The sequence below is a fragment of the Hymenobacter daeguensis genome, from assembly GCF_054780555.1.
This window is the reverse complement of the sequence record NZ_BAAGWC010000032.1, coordinates 25,628-44,001: the sequence shown is the minus strand read 5'-3', so window position 1 is coordinate 44,001 and position 18,374 is coordinate 25,628. Positions and strand designations below refer to the sequence as shown.

5 protein-coding genes are annotated in these 18,374 nt (G+C 66.6%); all 5 read right to left on the bottom strand.

Annotated features, from left to right (window positions below; genetic code table 11):
- Positions 1–70: 70 nt before the first annotated feature.
- Entirely contained in the window at positions 71–4,303 is a 4,233-nt protein-coding gene (locus ACYVHT_RS20855; RefSeq protein WP_460556768.1) for a beta strand repeat-containing protein, read from the bottom strand.
- A 206-nt stretch (positions 4,304–4,509) separates the two neighbouring features.
- The gene (locus ACYVHT_RS20850) at positions 4,510–5,382 is read right to left on the bottom strand and encodes a LytR/AlgR family response regulator transcription factor (protein ID WP_460556762.1); all 873 of its coding nucleotides are present in this window, start codon (positions 5,380–5,382) and stop codon (positions 4,510–4,512) included.
- A gap of 78 nt (positions 5,383–5,460) precedes the next feature.
- On the bottom strand, positions 5,461–7,545 hold the full coding sequence (locus ACYVHT_RS20845; protein ID WP_460556756.1) for a sensor histidine kinase: 2,085 nt from the start codon (positions 7,543–7,545) through the stop codon (positions 5,461–5,463).
- A gap of 71 nt (positions 7,546–7,616) precedes the next feature.
- Positions 7,617–8,537, bottom strand: coding sequence for an NAD(P)/FAD-dependent oxidoreductase (locus ACYVHT_RS20840; protein ID WP_460556751.1), 921 nt, complete (start codon positions 8,535–8,537; stop codon positions 7,617–7,619).
- 141 nt (positions 8,538–8,678) lie between these two features.
- Positions 8,679–18,326, bottom strand: coding sequence for a T9SS type A sorting domain-containing protein (locus ACYVHT_RS20835; protein ID WP_460556748.1), 9,648 nt, complete (start codon positions 18,324–18,326; stop codon positions 8,679–8,681).
- Positions 18,327–18,374 lie beyond the last annotated feature (48 nt).

Genomic DNA, 18,374 nt, shown 5'->3' with positions numbered 1-18,374 from the left:
TCCGAGCGGGGCCGTTGGCTGGGTGAAAGAGAAGAATCGGGGTGTTTAGAACGGTGGCCGTGGGGGCGGCTTACTGCAGCACGACTTTACGGGTGATGATTTCGCGGCCCATCTGCACGCGCAGGGTGTAGACTCCGACGGCCAGGCCCAGGGTCGAAACCGGCTGCTCGGGGGCGGCGGTGAGCGGCTGCTGGCGCACCAGCTGGCCCACCGCATTCAGCAGCGCTACCGTGCCGGGGCCCGCCGGGGTGGCCAGCCGCAGCGTGAGCTGGCCGGTGGCGCTGGGGTTGGGAAACACGGCCAGGGCGGCATCGTTGCCGGGGCGGGCAGCCAGCACGGCCGAGGCCGCGATGGTGAACTGGCCGCCCGTATCGTTGCTGCCGTAGCCGCTCACGGCCACGTAGTAGCGCGTGCCCGCCGTGAGGCCCGGCACCGTCACCGGCGCGGCAAAGGCTGCGTTGCTGGCCCCACTGGAGGCGCAAAACACCTGCGTGAACGGCCCGGCCGAGCAGCTGGGCGCGGTAAACAGCCGCACCATGCCCGCCGGTGCTCCCGTGATGGTGAGCGTGGTGCTGGTGCCGCCGGGCACCAGCGTAAACCACACATCCTTGGGCAAGGAGGCCGATGAGCAGGCCGGCGTGACAATGCCGGGCTGCACCGTGGTAGTGGCCGCGTTGGTGGTGCTGGTGAGCGGGGCCGTGCCCAGCGCAATGGCCCCGCAGGGCTCGTCGTTGGTAGGTATCAGCTGCTGCACGGTGATGGTGCGGGTGTTGTTGGTGGCAACGGCGTCGGGCTGGCCGTTGGGCAGGCTGCCGGTTACGGTAACGGTGTGCGTGCCGAAGGCCAGCGTGACGCCCTGCGTGAAGGTGAGCTGCTGCGTGGCATTGTAAGCCAGCGAAAGGCCTGTGAACACCTGCGTAACGGGCGCGCCGCTATCGAGCACGTAGCTGAGCGTGACGGACGTGAGGGCACTGTTGCCACCGTTGCGGATGGTGACCGTGACGGGGTTGCTGCCGAGCAAAGCCGGCGACACCGGCGCGTCGATGCTCACCACGTCCACATCATTCGCCACCACGTCGAACTCGTAGGCGCCGATGTCGGGCGGGTTGTTGCGCAGCACGCTGGCAAAGTCGCGGGGCACCCGCGTCAGGATGGCCGGGTTGCCGGCACCGTTCAGGGCCGGCGTGCCGGGCTGCCAGCTGCCCGCCACCGGGAACAGCACGGCGGCCTGCACGCTGTTCTGGTCGAAAGCGCTACTGGCGGCGGTGCGCCAGTCGGTGAGGGTGGCGTAGCTGGTGGTGCCGTAGCGGCAGGTGAAGCCAGCCGCGGCGGGGCCCACGTACAGGTCGTTGTAGTTGCTGGTGATGCCCGAGGCTGGCGTGTCGAGGTTCATGGCGTAGCGGCCCTGGGTGGCCGGCTGCGTCACAACGACGAGGTTGTTCTGGAAGTCGATGCTGGTGGCTGCGCCGGTCTGGTAAAAGCCGATGTTGGCTGTTTGCGCGCTGTTGGGGCTGTCCATCACCACGGTGTTGTGGTAGTAGCGCGCAAAGCTGGAACCCGAGTTGTAGAGACCGTAAGTAGTGCCGTAGCTGAAGAAATTATAAATCAGATTATTGACTACATCATTCTCTGCACCAGCTGCGCCCGACGTGCTGGTGAAGTAGATGCCGTAGGCCGGCAGCGCGCTTAGGTTGGCCGTGTTGGGGTCGTGAATGCGGTTGCGCTCGATAGCCGAGCCCACGCAGCCCGTCACGTAAATCCCCCAGAAAGTAGCACTGGACACCCGCGTTTCGCGGTGAATGTGATTGCCGACAATACGCACCCCGCTTTGGTTGGCCAGGTAGATGCCGTAGTTGAAAAAATTACGAACCAGCGTGTTGGTTATCCGCACGTTGGTACTGCGGCTGGTGGTCGAAATGCCCGTGAGCGTGATGCCGTAGGCCCCGCCGCTGATGGAGTCGTTTTCGATGCGCAGCCCGCTCACGTCGCCGCCTGAAGTCGTCGATGTGACCGAGCCGCTGGCGGCAATGCCCGCGTTGACGGTGGTCAGGGTTGAGGCGCTGGGAGCCAGAATCGAGCAGTTTTTGATGCGGTTGTTGGTGGCCTGGCCCACCAGGCTCACCCCAATGCCGTATTGCGGCGAGGACGCGAGGTCGATGGTCAGGTTTTGCAGGGTCAGGTAGTCGGTGCCGTTCAGGAGGATGGCGGCGGGCTGCGCCATCTGCACGCCCGTGTAGGTCAGGCGCTGCCTGGCGGCGCCGCCGTCCACCACTATGGTATCGGTGGCGCTCACGCCGGCCACCTGGCCCAGCGAAAACTGCTCCTGGTAGGGGCCGTTCAGCACGTTGAGACGCACCGGACCGGCAATGCCCGCCGCATTCAGCGTAATGGCGGCCTCGGCAAAGCCGGTGAAATTGGTGGCGCTGCCCGCCGCCTGCTGGTTGATGGTGTAGGTGCCCACCAGCGGCGTGTAGAAGGTGCGGCTCAGGCTGCTGCTCACCGTGGCGCTGCCGCTGGCCACGCTGGCCGTCACGGTCAGGGCGTTGCGGCCGCTAATCAGGGCTATCGGCGTCGTGAACGAGAAGCTTTGCGTAGCGCCCACGGCCAGGCCGCCGGCGGGCGTCAGCGTCTGGCTCACGGGCGCGGCGTTGTTGAACACGTACTGCAGCTGCACGCTGGCGAGCGGCGCCGTGCCGTTGTTGGCGATGGTGACCGTGACCGTGCGCGCGCCCAGCGCCAGCGGCGGAGCCGGCGAGTCGATGCTGCGCAGCGAGATGCTGGCCGTGTTGGCCGGCGGCGTGAACTCGTAGGCCCCGGGGTCGGGCGCGGTGCTGCTGCGGGGGGCGCCGGTAAAGTCATCCGTCACGGCCGTCAGCGGGGCGCCGATGCCGTTCAGGGCCACGGCGGTGGGGCGCAGGTTGCCGGTGCTCACGCTCACAAACTGCGGGTCCACGCTCACGCTGTTCTGGTCGAAGGTGCCGCCGTTGGCCGTGCTCCAGTCGGCCAGCGTGGCATAGGGCGAGGTCTGGAAAAAGCCGGTGCGGTAGGTGCTGCCGCTGCCCGTCAGGTCGTTGTTGTTGCTCACAAAGCTGGGCACAATGGACGAGAGCAGCATGGCGTAGTTCAGGCCCGTGCCCGTGCGGCTCAAGCGCACGATGTTGTTGCGAAACTCCACATTTACCCCCGTGGTCTGGTAAAACCCAAAGCCGCCGCCCGTGCTGGCATTGGCCTGGTCGTTGATGTCGATGGTGTTGTAGTAGTACTTGCAATTGTCGGAAGACCCGTTGAAAATGCCGTACGCCTGCGACCCGCTCATGTCATAAATCAGGTTGTTGGCGATGATGTTGGGCGCGGCAGCCGTGGCCGCCGCCAGCGTGAACAGGTAGATGCCATACGCGCCGGACGTGGTGGTAGTGCCCGCCGGAAACGCCTGGTGAAACCGGTTTTTAGCCACCGTGGTGCCGCTGGTGCCCACGTTCATGTTCAGGCCATAAAACGAGCCGGCCCCGGTGCGGGTCGGGCGCGACACGTCGTTGCCCGTCACCTGCGCACCGCCCAGGTAGCTGATGTAGATGCCCGCATCGTAGCAGTCGCGCACGGTGTTGCCCGTAATCTGCACGCCGGTTATCGGAGCTCCAGTATTGCCCGTGCCCACCACCACAATGCCGTTGTAGCCGCCCGTCACGGTGTTGTTTTGCAGCGTCAGGTTCTGGCTGGCGGTGGTGCCGGTAGTGGTAAGCGAAGTGGTTGAAGCATTCGAGACGATGCCCGCGAAGTTGGTGGTGGAGCTCGTCAGGGCGGCCGTCACGGTGCAGTTGCTGATGACGTTGTTCTCCGAATTGTTCAGCAGCTGGATGCCCCAGCCGTAGGTGGCGGTGCTGGTGCCGCCCACCGTGGCGTCCACCACCAGGTTGTTGAGGGTCACGAAGTCGGCTCCGTTCAGCGTGATGACGGCCCGCTGCGTTGACGTATTGGAGCCGAACTGAATGGTTTGCCCGTTGCCGTTGAACGTCACGCGGTTGGTCGCGCTGCTGCCCGTCAGCACCCCCAGGCTGATTTGCTCGGTGTAGGGTCCCCCGCTCACGGTGAACGTTACCGGGCCGCTCACGCCGCCCGCCGACAGGGCCGCCGCCGCCGCCGTGAAGCTGGCGTAGTTGGTGCCCGCCGTGGGCTGGGCACTGTTGATGGTGTAGGCCCCGCTCAGCTGCGCGAAAGCCGCCGGACTGGTCAGGAGCAAAATCAGCAAAGCCAGCCAGCCGCCGGGGCGGCCGCTGCGGTTGCAAAATGATGTAAACGTGGGCATAAGCGAGGGAGATGGGTGGTGAAAAACGAGAGAATGGTGTGTGTGGAAACGAGACGAAGAAGAATCGTCAGGCCGTCATGCAGCGCGCAGCGAAGCATCTCGCGTGTTGCAGTAATTCATCCGATTAGGTTAAGTGGTAGCACGCGAGATGCTTCGCTGCGCGCTGCATGACCGTTTTTACCCTTGCCCTACCGGTCCTGCCGGGCCTATCCAATCGTGCGCAGCCGGCGCAGCAGCTCGTCCTGCAGCGTGCGGCTCACGGGCAGGATGTGCTCGCCCACCTGCACCAGGTGGCGGGCCGTATCGAGGCGCTCGATGTGGTGGAGGTTGACGTAGTAGCTGCGCTGAATCTGCACGAAGGACTCGGCGGGCAGGTGGCGCACCAGCTCGCGCAGGGGCATGCGGACCTGCACCGTGCGGCTGACCAGCGTGAGGCGGCAGTGCTTGTCGTCGGCCGTCACCCACTGCACCTCGCTGAGCCGGATTTTCTCCAGCATCCCGTTTTCCTTGATGAACAGGGTATCGGGCAGGGCCGCGCCGCCGGGCGCTTGCAGGAAGGCATCGGCCGCCGGGTACTTCGCCGAAAAGTTGCTTAGCGCCAGCGCAATGGCGCGTTGCAGGGCATCGGCCGCCACGGGCTTGGTGAGGTAGGCGGCCGGCCCCAGCTGCTGCGCCCGGCCAAAGGTTTCGCCATCGGCGCGGGAGGTGAGGAAGATGAGCGGCAGGGGCCGGTGCGCCAGCAGCTGCTGGGCCAGCTCTACGCCATCGGTAGCGCCGCGCAGCTGCACGTCGAGCAGGGCCAGGTCGATGGTTTCGGTGCGGTGCAGGGCCAGGGCAATGCGCGCATCGGCGGCGGGACCCACCACCTCATAACCCAAGTCCTGCAAGGCAGCTTCGAGCTGCTCGGCGAAGAGCGGCTCGTCTTCCACGAGCAGAACACGGATGGGCGAATCGGGCATGGCGGCGGCCGAACCGGCAGGCAGCCCGCCCGGCCCCGGCGAAATTACGGTGCCAGCCTCCACCGACGGACGCATCAGCAAGCCCTCCCAAACCGCTGGCAAAAGAACATCCTGAGACATAGGCCAACGACTCCGGCCGCACGCTCCGCCGCCCACCCTGGGCAGCCGCGCCAACCTGAATCGATGGATAATTTAGGCTCAGCCGTTTGGCACCCCACCATCGAGGGCGCGAGTTGCACCGTTGGCGGCGCGACCGGCTCCGTCGATGGCGCGGGCCGAAACCAAGGGCTCCGAAACCTGCGCTGCCGGGCGTGTCCATACCACCGCCTCCCGCGCCACGGCCGGTGCCGGCGCTGCCACCGCAGCCGGCAGCGTGAGCACCGCCGTGGTGCCCCGGCCAGGCTGGCTGAACAAGGCCAGCTGCCCGCTCTGGGCCTGGGCAAATGCGCGGCTCAGGCGCAGGCCCAGGCCGGCGGGGCGGCCGGTGGTGGGCCGGGGGGCGGCCGTTAGCAGCTGCCGCACCCGCTCTTCGGTCATGCCCTCGCCGGTATCCCGCACCTGAATGGCTACGGCACCCACCGCCCCCTCTCCTACTGATAATGCGATGGCTCCGCCCGCCGGCGTGGCCCGCAGCGCGTTGCTGATGAGGTTGCGCAGGATGGTGCGCGTCATGTTCAGGTCGGCGAGGACGTGGCCGGGGCTGACCGGTAGGGTCGCGGTGAGGGCAATGTCGGCAGCTTCGGCGCTGGGCTGGTAAAGCTCGGCGGCTTCGGTCAGCAGGTCGGCCACGGCCAGGGTTTCGATTTTCGGAGTGAGCTCGCCGCGCTGCGTCAGGGCCCAGCTCAGGAGGTTGTCGAGGAGGCCGCGCAGGCCCTGGGCGGCCTGGCGCACGCGCCCGCCCAGGCCGGCGAGGCGGGCCGTATCCTGGCGCTCCACGTAGCGCGTCAGCAGGTCGGCCAGGCCGGTGAAGGCTTCCACGGGGTTGCGCAGGTCGTGGGCCACAAGGGCGTAGAGGCGGTCCTGCTCGGCGCGGGTGGCCGTGAGTTCGGCATTCTGGCGGGCCAGCAGGGCGCGGCTGCGGCGCAGGTTCCAGGCCAGCAGGCCCGAGGCAGCCAGGCCCGCTACCACGGCGGCCAGCAGCCCTCCCAGCCACAGCAGGTGCTGGCGCTGCTTCTCGGCTTCGGCGAGCTGCAGCTGGTTGCGCTGGGTGAGGGCGCGCACCTGGGCCCGCTGGCGCTCGCTTTCGAACTGCACCCGCAGCCGGGCCAGGGCGGTGCGCTGCTCCGTCGAAGCCAGGCTGTCCAATACCGCCTGCGCATCGTGGGCCAGCTGGTAGGCGGCGTGGCTGTGGCCAGTGTTGTCGAGGACCTGGGCCAGCAGCTGGCGGCCACGGGCTTCGTAGCCAATGGCGTGCAGCTGCCGCGCCCACCCGATGGTGGGCGGCAGCAGCTGGGCGGCCTCGGCCCAGCGGTGCTGGGCCATGCGCACTTCGGCCATGAGCTGCTGGGCATGGGTCATGCCGTACTTGTTATCGAACCGCCGAAACAGGCGCAGGGCTTCGGTTTCGTAGTAGAAAACCGAGTCGTAGCGCTGGGCCTGCTGGTGCACCATGCCCATGTTGTCGAGGCAGAAAGCCAGCTTTTCCTGCTGCTGCTGCTGCCGCGATGCCGGCATTTGCCGGAAGGTGGCCAGGGCCAGACGGGCATAGTGCGCGTGCAGGCGCGTAAGGGAATCGGGCGCAGGCAGGCCCGATTTCAGCCAGCCCAGATACAAGGTGGCCAGCTGGTTGGCGCCCACCACCAGGTCGATGGGGTCAATTTGCTTGTTACGCTGCACCCGCCGGATGGCCAGCCGGAAGTAGTTATCGGCTTCGATAAACTCTTCCTGCTCGGCGGCCAGCCGGCCCAGGCCTATCAGCGCCGCGGTAAGCTGTCGGGTGGCGCGGGGCTCGCGTTCGGCTACCTGCACGGCGCGCTGGTAGTAGCGCATGGTGGCCAGGTAGTTCTGTTGTCGGTGCTCGGCCTGGGCCAGCGCAATGAGGCTACTGGCTTCGCCGCGACGAAAGCCCAGGCGGCGGGCCAACGCCAGGGCCCGCTGGCCATACTGCAACGCTTCCACGGCGTTGCGGTCGCCGGCGTTGTTGCACAACTCGTTCAGCAACAGCACCCGGCTGGTATCGGCGGGCGCAGTGGCCAGCAGCTGCCGCAAACTATCGGCCGCCGGGGTTTGCCCCGCAGCAGTGCCGAAGGTCAGCAACAGGAAGCAAAAAAGAACGGAGCGCACGGACGAAATACGTTGAATACGGTGGCTGAATATACGGCTACCCTACCAACCACCCGGCCGCAGCCGTCCCGCTACTTCGGGCACTCCTCCCGCGTCAGGCTTTCGTTGATGACGATGGCGGCGTGGTTGCCGTCAGCGGCGGCCAGCAGGGCCTGCTGGGTGCCGGGCTTGGTGTCGCCGGCCGCGTAGAGGCCGGGAATGGAGGTGTGCAGCTTCGAATCGACCCACACGGCACCTTTGCTGTTGAGGCGGGCCCCCAGGTTGGCCGCCAGCGGGGTGCGCTGGTGCTGTGGCGCGTGCAGAAACAGCGCGGCCCGCTCCAGCTCGCTGCCGTCTTCAAACTGAATGCAGCGCAGGTCGCGGCCCGGCGTGCCAACCAGCTGCTTAATCGGCTCTTCGCGGATGCCGATTTTCTCGCGGCGCAGGCGGCGGCGGGCATTGGGCGTGAGGTGGCCGGGGCCATCGGTCACCACAACCACGTCGCGGCTCCAGCGGCTCACCAGCAGGGCCAGCCCGGTCACGGTGCGGCCCCGGCCGTACACGGCCAGCGGCTGCTGGCGCACTTCCCAGCCGTGGCAGTACGGGCAGTGCAGCACGCCCCGCCCCCACAGCTCGCGGAAGCCCGGCAGCGGCGGCAGAATATCCGACACGCCCGTGGCCAGCAGCACCCGCCGGGCCGTGACGGTGATGGGCGCATCGTCGGCGGTGCCGTGGCCGGTGGCGCGGAAGCCCTTGCCCGCCCGCACCAGCTCGTCGATGTGCAGGCACTGCACTTCCACGGTATCGTAGGGCGCTAGCTGCTCGTGGCCCAGGCGCAGCAGCTCGGCCGGCCGGATGCCGTCGCGGGTGAGGAAGCCGTGCACGCCGGGCGAGGCTTCGTTGCGGGGCGGGCCGCCATCGGCTACCAGTACGCGGCGCAGGCAGCGGCCCAGGGTGAGGGCCGCCGAAAGCCCGGCGCTGCCCGCACCAATAATCAGTACGTCGTAATCCATAAATTCCGGGCGAAAAGCCTACCGCCGGCTGGTTTAACCGGCTTTGCGGCCATCGGGTTACTCCCATGCTTCAGCTTAGCACGAAAAAGGCCCTCCCCAAATTGGGGAGGGCCTTTTTCAGGTCAGCCTTTAGCTCGGCGCCTACTCTTTGATGAGTCGCTTGGCCAGGCTCAGGCCCTGGCCCTGCACCCGCACCGTGTAGGTGCCGCTGGCAATGGTATTCAGGTCGAGTACCTGCGCCAGTCCTGCCTCACCCACCGTGTGCAACACCACCCGGCCCGTGGCGTCGAGCACGCGCACGTCGTAGCGCCCCGCCGGCAGCTGGCGCAGGTCCAGCTCCGTGGTGCCCGCCGTGGCCGGGTTCGGGTACAGGGCAATGCCCGGCGTCAGGGCCCGGGCGAAGACCACCGGGCGCACCGGCGAGTAGGTGGCCGTGCCGTCGGTGTCCACCTGACGCAGGCGGTAGTACACCGGCCCGGCGGCTTTGCTGCCGATGCCGGCATCGGTCAGGCGGTAGTCCGTGGCGCCGGCTTTGCTGCCCTGGCCCTGCACTTCGCCAATCTTGACGTAGTCCGTGCCGGTCAGGCTGCGCTCCACCTCGAAGCGGTCGTTGTTTTTCTCCGAGGCCGTCGTCCACGAAAGGGCCGCGTCCACGTTGTTCACCGCCTTCGCCGTGAAGGCCACCAGCTCCACCGGAAGCGGGTAGGCGCCGATGCTGAACTGGGCCGTTACCAGGTTGGTACCACCGTAGATATCCATCGTAGTAACGTTAATCTGGTAGTATTTCACCGTGTTGTAGTTCACCAGCAGGGCGCGGTTGCTCACGTAAATCAGGCCCGTGGTAGGGTCCAGGCTAACGCCGGCGGGCAGCACGTTGGTCGGGTTGGCGGGGTATAGGCCGCTGGCAGCGGGGCCGCTGCCCGAGGGAGCCTGCACCACGCTGTTGGGCTGGTTCACGAGGCCGTTGTTGCCACCGGCCGCCAGGATGGTCGAGGTCGTGCCCGAGGGATTGTACACCAGGCCGCTGCCGTTGTAAGCCGCACCATTGGGGTCAATCACGAAGGCCAGCACGTCGTTGGTCTGGTATTGGTTCGTGCCACCTTTGTTGGGCGTGGCCGTGTACACCGAATTGTTGTCGCGGCCCACCGGAATGGTGAACAGCGCCGTGTTCGAGGTCTTGCCCACGTTGTCGGTCACCGTGTAGCTGAAGGTAAGGTCGCCGACCGAATTCGTCGTCGTGGCGTTATCGGCGGGGTCAAACTTCAGGCTGGCGGCCTGGGCCGGGGTCAGCACCTGGTTCACGCCAACGGCCACGTAGCTCGTGCCATTGTTGTAGTACAAGGTGCCTTGGGTCACCGTGTTCGGGATGCTGGTGATGGTGTAGTTGTTCAGCGTCTGGCCTGCCGAAGCGGCCGCGCTCAGCCCCGAGAGCAGGAACTGGCCGGCCGTGTTGGCGCTGGGCGAGTTCACGGTACCGGTGGTGGCGTTGTAGGTCGTGCGGTTCACCACATCGAAGGCCACCGGAGCCGCCGTGGGAGCAGTGCTGGTGGTGGATGTCGTGCTGCCGTTGTTGGCCGTGGTGGGCTCCGTGGTGGTGGTCGAAGCCGTGCCGGCCACGCTGTAGCTACCAGCCGCTGCGGGCGAGGTGAACGTTACGGTATTGGTCACCGACTGGCCACTGGTCAGGTTGCCGGTGGTGGCGAAGGTAACGGTGCTGCCGCTCAGGCTGGCCCCGGCGGGCAATACCACGTTGGTAGCCCCGCTGGGCAGCGTGATGGTGGGCACCACCCCCAGCGCGGCCGAGGGGCCGTTGTTGGTCGTGATAACCGAATAGCTCACCGGCGTGCCGGGCGCGGTAGTGGCCGGGCCGGTGGTGCTGGTCACCAAATCGGCACGGGGTGCGATGGTCACGCTCGTGCTGTTCGAGTTGTTGGCCGTGGCGTTGTCGGTCTGGTCACCTTTAATCGAAGCCTTGGCCACGAGCGGGCCGGCGCTGGGCGCGTTCACCTGCACCGTGCGTGTGAGGGGCGTACCGTTCACCAGCGTCACGGCCGGGAAGGTCACCACGCCCGTGTTGGCGTCGTAGGTCACCCCGCCGGCGTAGGTCGAAACGCCGTTGGTGGTCGAAGTGGGAGCGGCACCGCCTACCAGCACGCCGGTGAGGCCGGCAGCCAGCGACAGCTGCTGAACGGCGTTGGTCGCCGAACTGCCAGCCGTATTATTCGTGCTCGTCACCGTGAAGATGATGGCCGCGCCGGAGTTCTGCGAGCCGACGTTGGCGCTTACCGTGGTGGCAAGGTCGATGACCGTTTCCGTGGCCGGCGTTACCGTGGTGGTAGCCGTGGCCGCGTTGTTGCCCAGGTTGGCATCGTTGGTGCCGCTGGCCGGCGTTACCTGAGCCGTGGGAGTGAGCAGGGCCGTGCCGGTGGGCGTGTTGAAGCTCACCGTGTTGGTTACGGCGCTGGCCGAGCCAAGGCCCTGTGCCGTCACGGCAGCCAGCGTCACTACGCCGGTCGTGGTGTTGTAGCTCGCGCCGGTGGGCAGCACCAGGCCGGCCGCCGGCACATCGAGGCCGGTGGGCAGCAGCAGGGTGGCCTGCTGGTCGCCAATCGAAGCCCCGTTGTTGGTCACGGTCACGGTGTAGGTCACGGGGTTGCCCACTACGGTAGTGGCGGGGCCGCTCAGGCTCACCGTAAAGTCGGTGGTGGGCTTGATAACCGTGGTAATGCTGGCCGAGTTGTTGGCCGGCACGTTGTCGGCGGAGGTAGCGCTGGTCGAAGCCACAGGCGTGATGCTGCCGCCCGTGGCCGAGCCGGCATTGCTCGGCGCAGGCAGCGTAATGGTGCGGGTAAGCGAAGCACCAGCGGCCAGCGTACCCGTCGGGGCAAAGGTCACCAGGCCCGTCACGTCGTTGTAGCCCGTGGTGGTCGAGTTGGTGATAACGTTGCCGCTGCCGTCGCGCACCACCACCCCAAGGAGGCCGGCCGGGAACTGCACCGTCTGGGTAACGCCGGTAGCGGCGGTAGTCCCTGCATTGGTCACCGCCACCGTGTACACGATGCTTTCGCCGGGCGTGGCCGTGGCCGGGCCGTTCAGGGTCGTGAGCACGTCGCCGGCAATGGGCTGGTTGATAGTCACGGCCGTGAGGGCCACGTTGTCGGCGGGCACCGGGTCGTTGGTACTGGCGGTCACGGTAGCCGTAGCCGTCATCACCCCCGAGGCCGGTGCATTGGCCGTGATGGTGTAGGTAAGCGGCATGATGGCGCTGGCCTCGGTGCTCTCGACCGGGAAAATGACCACCCCGGTAGCGGAGTTGTAGCCGCTGGTGGCGCTGTTGGTCAGCGTCACGCCGTTCTTATCCTTCACCACTACGCCGGTGAGGCCAGTGGGCAGGTACACGCGGGTGCCCACGCTGGTGGCGGCATTGGGGCCGTTGTTGCCTTGCTTCACCGTGAAGACGACGGCCGCCCCCGGTGCCACGCCGCCCGTGGGCGCGTTCGAGGTGATGTCCACGTTCAGGTTGGCCGTGTTGCCGGCTGCTGCAGGTGCCACGGTCAGGTTGGTCGAAACGCTGAACTGGTTATTTGTCGTGTTGGCATCGCCGGCCGTGGCCGTGTTGGGCGTTGCCAGCGCGGTCAGCGCCATCGTGCCGGGGGCCGAGATGGGAGCCGTGAAGCTGATGCTGTTGTTTACCTGCTGGCCACTGCCCAGCGACGGGATGGTGGGGAAGGTGAACAAGCTGGTGCCCCCGCTGAACGAGTAGGTGCCGCCGTTGCTCAGGAATACGTTGGTCAGGGCCGCGCCCGTCACCATGCTCACCGTCTGCACGGCCGTGGGGGCCGCGCCGGGGCCGTTGTTCGAGGTCGTTACGGCGTAGGTCACCTGCGTGCCTTCTACAACCGAAGCAGGGCCGGCCAGCGTGGTAGCCAGGTCGAAGCCCGCGCCGCCGGTGTTGGTAGCCGTCTGCACATCGTTGGCCGTAGAGGGGTTGCCGTTGGCCGACAAGGCCCCCTGGCTGGTGGTAGTGGTGATGGTGGCCGTGGCCGTCACGTTGCCCTGCGAGGGCTGCGTGTAGCCAATGGTCAGGCTGGTCGAGCCGCTGCTGGGCAGCGTAGTGGCGGGCACCGTCAGCACACCCGTGCTGGTGTTGTAGGTAACGCCACCGGCGTAAGTTGCCACGCCGCCCGAGGTCGAAGTCGGTCCCGCGCTGTTGATGGTCACGTTGGTCACGCTGGGCGAAAGCTGAACCGTGGATACGGTGCCGGCCGCCGCGCTGGGGCCGTTGTTGCTGAACGTAGCCGTGAACGTACCCGTCGTGCCGGCGCTCACCGACGTGCCGGTGCCCACAATGACGGCCACCACATCGGCCACATCCGTCACGGTGAGGGCGAAGGTGGCGGCATCCGGTGCCGTGTTGGGGTTCTGGGTCGTGCTGGTGCCCACGTTGCTGCCGATGCTGGTGGCGCCGGACGTAGTGGGAGCCGTAAACACAAACCGGTACACGTTGCTGGCTCCCGCTTCCAGGGTAGCGGCCTGCGGGAACGTGAGCGTGCCGCCGCTGCCACCGCTGTAGGAGGTGCCGGGGTAAGCCGTCTGAATGGCCGTGAGCTGTGCACCGGTGAGGGTAGCCCCGGCCGGCAGGGTCACCGTCTGGGTCACGGCGCTGGCCGGCGCATTGCCGGCGTTCGAGAAGGTAGCCGTGAACGTACCCGAGGTCTGACCCGCGGCCAGGGTGTTCGGGCCGGCAATGGTCGTCGTCACATCGGTGCTGATTTTCACCACGCCCGAGAATTCCGAGGTCGAGTTATTCAGCGTAGCCGTGCTGCTCAGGATGGTGCCGCTGGCCAGCACGCCGCCGGGCAGCGCGCTCAGCGGAATGCTGAAGATGAAGCCGTTGGCACTGGCATCGGCGCCCTGGTTCAGGCCGTTGACGGGGTTGGTGTAGCTCAGGCCGGTGCGCGGGTCAGTGTCGGCAGCGAGGTTGTTGTTCGCCCCGCCGGCGGCGCCGCCTTCGGTTACCGTGCCCAGGTAGGTCTGGCCTTCGCCGAAGCCCGTGGGGTCGGCGGCCGTGTTGCCGAAGAGCTCAATCTTCGCCCCGGGACGGGCGTAGCCCTTCACCACCAGGTTGGTACCCACGACCGTGGCCGAGGTGATGACCGGGAAGTCTACGCCGCGGTTGGGCAGCGTGTTGGCGGCCGAGGCGGGGTCGTTGCCATCGTTCACGGTCACGCCGTCGCCGTTGCCGTAGCCATTGCCCGAGCCCACAATGAAGGTACTGGTGGCAATCAGGTCGATGCCCAGGCCCGCGTTGTTGCTAATCTGGTTCTGGCTGATGGTCACGTTTTGCTGGCCGTAGCCCACCACAATGCCGGCCGCCGCCGAGCTGGTGATGACGTTCTTGCTGATGACATCGAGCTGCGCGCCGCGGTTGGTGTTGTTGCGCTGCAGGTACACAATGCCGGCGCGCTCGAGGGCCGAGTTGGCCGCGCCGCCCGTGCCGGCTCCCGTGATGCTGTTGTTGAGCACCTGGGTAGCCGTGGTCGAGCCAATCTCAAATTGCAGGGCGCTGGAGTTCGGAGTGGTGAACAGGTTGCCCTGCACCAGGGCCGGGCCACTGCCGCCGTTGTCGCCGAAGGTGACGCCGTCGCCGCCCGCGTTGGTAAAGCCGTTTTGCAGGAACTGGTTGCCCAGAATCTGGGTGATGCCGGCCGTGCCGGTTCCGTTGTCGATGTGCAGGCCCGAGTTGCCGGTATAAGCCAGGAACGAGTTCTGCACCGTGCCCACGCCCGCATTGGCCCGAATGCCGATGCCAAAGCCGTCGGAGGTCAGCCCGGCGGCGGGCCGGGTGCCGGCCGCCACCACGCCCACCAGCGTGTTCTCGAACAGGTAGCCCGTGGCCGAAGCCGAGTTGCCCACCAGCACGGTGTTGTTGTTGTTGCCGTTGCCGCCGTGAATGGCCAGGCCGCGCACCGTGGCGTTGGCCACTTCCACGTCGAGCACCGTGGCAATGCTGCTGCCGCTGATTTCCACTTCCGGCACGTTCAGCGCCGTCACGGTCAGGCCATCTACGCCCACCGTGGCGGTGGCAGAGCCCGTGGCGGTGCCCGGAGCCGTATTGCCGGCCGCCGTGCCCAGGTTGAAGGTCTGCGTGCCCCCGTCGATGACGGTATTGGCCGCATTGGCCCCCGTCAGGCTCAGGGTCGAAGTCGTCGTAATCAGGGCCACGCCGCCGGTGAGGCCGCTGGTGAGGCCGGCGCGCAGGCCGGGAACGGCCGTCGTGCCGGGCACCATAAAGATGCTCGTCTCCTTGCTGGCCGGCAGGGCCACGGTCACGTTAGCGCCGTCTTTGCGCGAGCCAGCCTGGGCCAGGCCCGCCTCGTTGCCGAGGGTGTTGGCATTGGCCAGGAACTGGCGCAGCGAGCCCTGGCCGGCGTTGTTGGTGTTGGTCACCACATCGAAGTTGTAGCCGAAATCGCGGCTGGTCGAGCCGGTCGAGCCGCTCAGCGTAACCGCCTGCTGGCTTTCAGCAATGGTGCCGATGGTGGCACCAGCCGTGGCCACGTTCAGGGCCGCCAGGGTCTGGCTGCCGGTATTGGCAGCAGCATCGCCGCGCAGGGGGTCTTCGCCGCCCACGCGGTCGGTGCTGCCGTTGTAGGTCTGCACCGGCAGCAGGCCGGCTACCGAGCCCGTCCGGGTCGAGCGCACGGTGCTGTTCACCACGCGCACGGTGTAGTTGCCGGCCGTGGCCACCGAGAAGGTGTACTGGCCCAGCGAACCTGCCGCGGTCGAAGTCTGGGTCGTGGCCACGAAGTTGCCCGAGCCGTCGTACAGCTCCACCGTGGCAGCCGTGGCCGGCGTGCCGGCCGTGCCCACGGCTACTGCCGAGCCGGCCGTCACGCCGTTGGCCGTGGCAAACGAGCGGCCGAGGCCGCCACCGTAGTTGATGTCTTCGAACACCGTACCGCTGATGCCCAGGCTCACCGGAATGGTGTAGGTAGCCGTATTGTTCGAGCGCTGGCCGCTGTTGTCGATGGCCTGGAAGGTGAAGGTCGCGTTGCCAGTAAACGTCGTCGACGGCGTGAACTGCAGCGTAGCCGCCTGCGCCGCCGTAATGGTCTGGCCGACCGATACGGGCGTGCCACCCAATCGCAGCACTCCCTGAGCAGCTGTTGGAATGCTCACGATGTAATAGTTGTCCACCGTGCCATCCTGGTCGGTGCCGGCCAGGGGAGCAATGGTGGCTGCACCGCCCGTGTTGGCAATGGCGGGCGAGTTCGTTACGGCCACGGCCACGGGGGGAACGTTCACCAGCGTGGGGCACAGCACCGAGTTGGGCACTATTATCGAGCTATTGCTCGTATCCGGGCCGGAGTATTCCAGGGTCAGAATGTTATCACCGCCGTTTTCACCGAAGAAAATCAGCACGTTGTGCGGGCCTGCCGACAGTGTGACGGTAGCCGTCACGGTCACGGCCGAGTGCAGGCCGCTGTTGTTGATGGTAGCCGAAGCCAGCGTGGGCGAAGCGACCAGCGCCGCACCGTCGAGCCACATATACGAAGCATCGTCCGACCGCAGGCTGAACGTATAAGTGCCCGCCGTGGTAATATTGATGCTGCCCCGGTAGCGTGAGCTGTAGGTATCGGGGTTGGTTACCGTGCCCGAGGCGACGGGGTTGCCGGTGGGCAGTCGCAGGTTGCCCCAGCTGTCATCGCTCGTGTAGTTCAGGGTGCCATCGGTGCGGGTAATGCCCGCCGTTCTGCTCGAGAAGTAAGTCAGGTCGTCGGCGAAATATCCCTGGAAGTATTCGGCATACAGGCCGCTGGTGCCCGCGCCCGGGTATGCGGTGCCCGCGCAGCTGTTGTTGGGCAGCGATACCACCGTCTGCACGTTGGCATTGGCCGCCGTGCCGTCGTTGTTGGCCGGTGCCAGGTCGTTGGAGCTGGCGGTGCTTTTCGCCTTGCCCGTTATGGTAATGGTGTAGTTGGGCGCCGGGAAGGTGATGTCGTAAGTCAGCGTGGTGGCAGGGGCCAGGCTGCTTTCCGTCGGAAACGTAACGAGGCCGGTGAGCTGGTTGTAGCCCACGGTGGTGCTGTTGGCCAGCGTCACCCCGCTCTTGTCTTTTACGACCACGCCCAGCAAGCCCGCCGGCAGCTGCACGGTGGGGGCCACGTCAGTAGCAGTCACGGTTGCGCTGTTGTTGCGCACCGTGGGCGTGTAGGTAATGCTGGTGCCGGCCACTACTGCCGTTTGCGAAGTCGCCAGGGTCGTGGCCACATCGGCCACAATCCGGCATTGCGTATTGTACGTGAACGTGGCCACCACGCCCGCGCCACCAATGGTAGCGCCGTTAGGCGGAAACTCAGTCAGAGAAGTCGAAGAAGTTGTGCCGTTGGCGCCGCCGGCCGTGTTGAAGGTGGGAGGTCCGCCAGGGTTAAACGCCGTATAGGCGAGGTAGCCGCCGCCACCGCCGCCACCCGGGCCTTCGGCTTCAGCAGGGGCCGCGCCTACGCCGTGGCTCCCGCCCTGGCCACCGGCTACCGATACCGTTACCGTTTCAACGTTCACGGCGGTATTGAGCACAATTGTACCGCCGCCGCCGCCGCCGCCGGGGGCATCGTTGCCGCTGGTGTTGTTGGCAGCGGCTGCCCCGTTGGCCAGCAGCGAAGCATTAGGCCCGCCGCCAATTTTGCCCCCGGTCAGGATGTATATCAGGCCACCGCCGTTGCCGCCGGCCGTACCACTGCCGTTGTTGGCATCGCCTGCCCCGCCGCCGCCGCCGAAAAACAAGCGCCCCGTCACGTTCAGGGGCCGGCCACCCAGGCCGCCCAGGTTCAGGCGGTTATCGCCGCCCCAGGCCCCGTTGCCAGGCCCCTGGGTATTTGCATCGGCGTTGTTGGCAGAGTAGGAATATCCGCCGCGCCCGCCCCCGGGCGAGGTAGAAGCGGCAAAGTTTGCCGCTTCCTGGTTCCAGGCGGCATTGTAGCCCGAAACCGGGTTGCCATTACCGGTCCAGGTACCGGTGCCTACGTTGGACCCGCCGCCCCCGGCTGCGTTGTGGGTGTTGCCGCCGCCGCCGCCGTTGGCAGCTGCACCACGGCCGTAGCGGCCGGTTAGCGCATCATACGTCGTTTGGCTCCCCGCAATGCCTTCCCCTTTTTCCGCTCCTTGAGCGTTCGAAGTCGTGGCATAAGCCGCGCCCGCGCTCGGAAAGGTCGACACGTTGGTTACAGCACCGCCCCGGAAACCGAGCCCGCTCACGTCGATTTTAGCGTTGCTGTTAAAAATGACATCGCCCTGCACATCCAGGGCCACAATACCGCCCGTGGTTCCGTTCCAGGCTGGCGCTACAATACTGGTATTCGCATTCAGCGTCAGCCCCGTGTAGCGCGGAATCCGTACTACCTGCACCTGGCCGGCAGCGGTGTAGCTGTTGGTCAGGGCGCACTGAAAAGTAATGCTGGTGGCGCTGGGCACGGCTCTTACTTCCAGCAATTCGTACCGGCCAGCGTTGTTGTAAGCCGTCACATTGCCGTAGGTGCTGGCGCCGGTTCCCGTGTCGATGGTAGCGCCCTGCATCTGAATGAGCATTACAAAGTCGCCAGCGGCCAACCCGGTAGTCCCGAAAGCCCCGCCCGTAAGGGCACTATTGGCTACGGTGATGGTGCTGGCGCCAGCGGCGGCGGCGGCGCTCAGGCTGGTATAGGTGTTAACTACCGTGTTGGCAGCGGTAATGGTGCCCGTTCCATTTTTGCCCTGTTGCGCCCAGGCAGCCGGGCCACACAGCAGCATCGCCGCCAGCAGTGCCGCATGCCAGTTCCGAGGCTTTGTTAGCCCTGG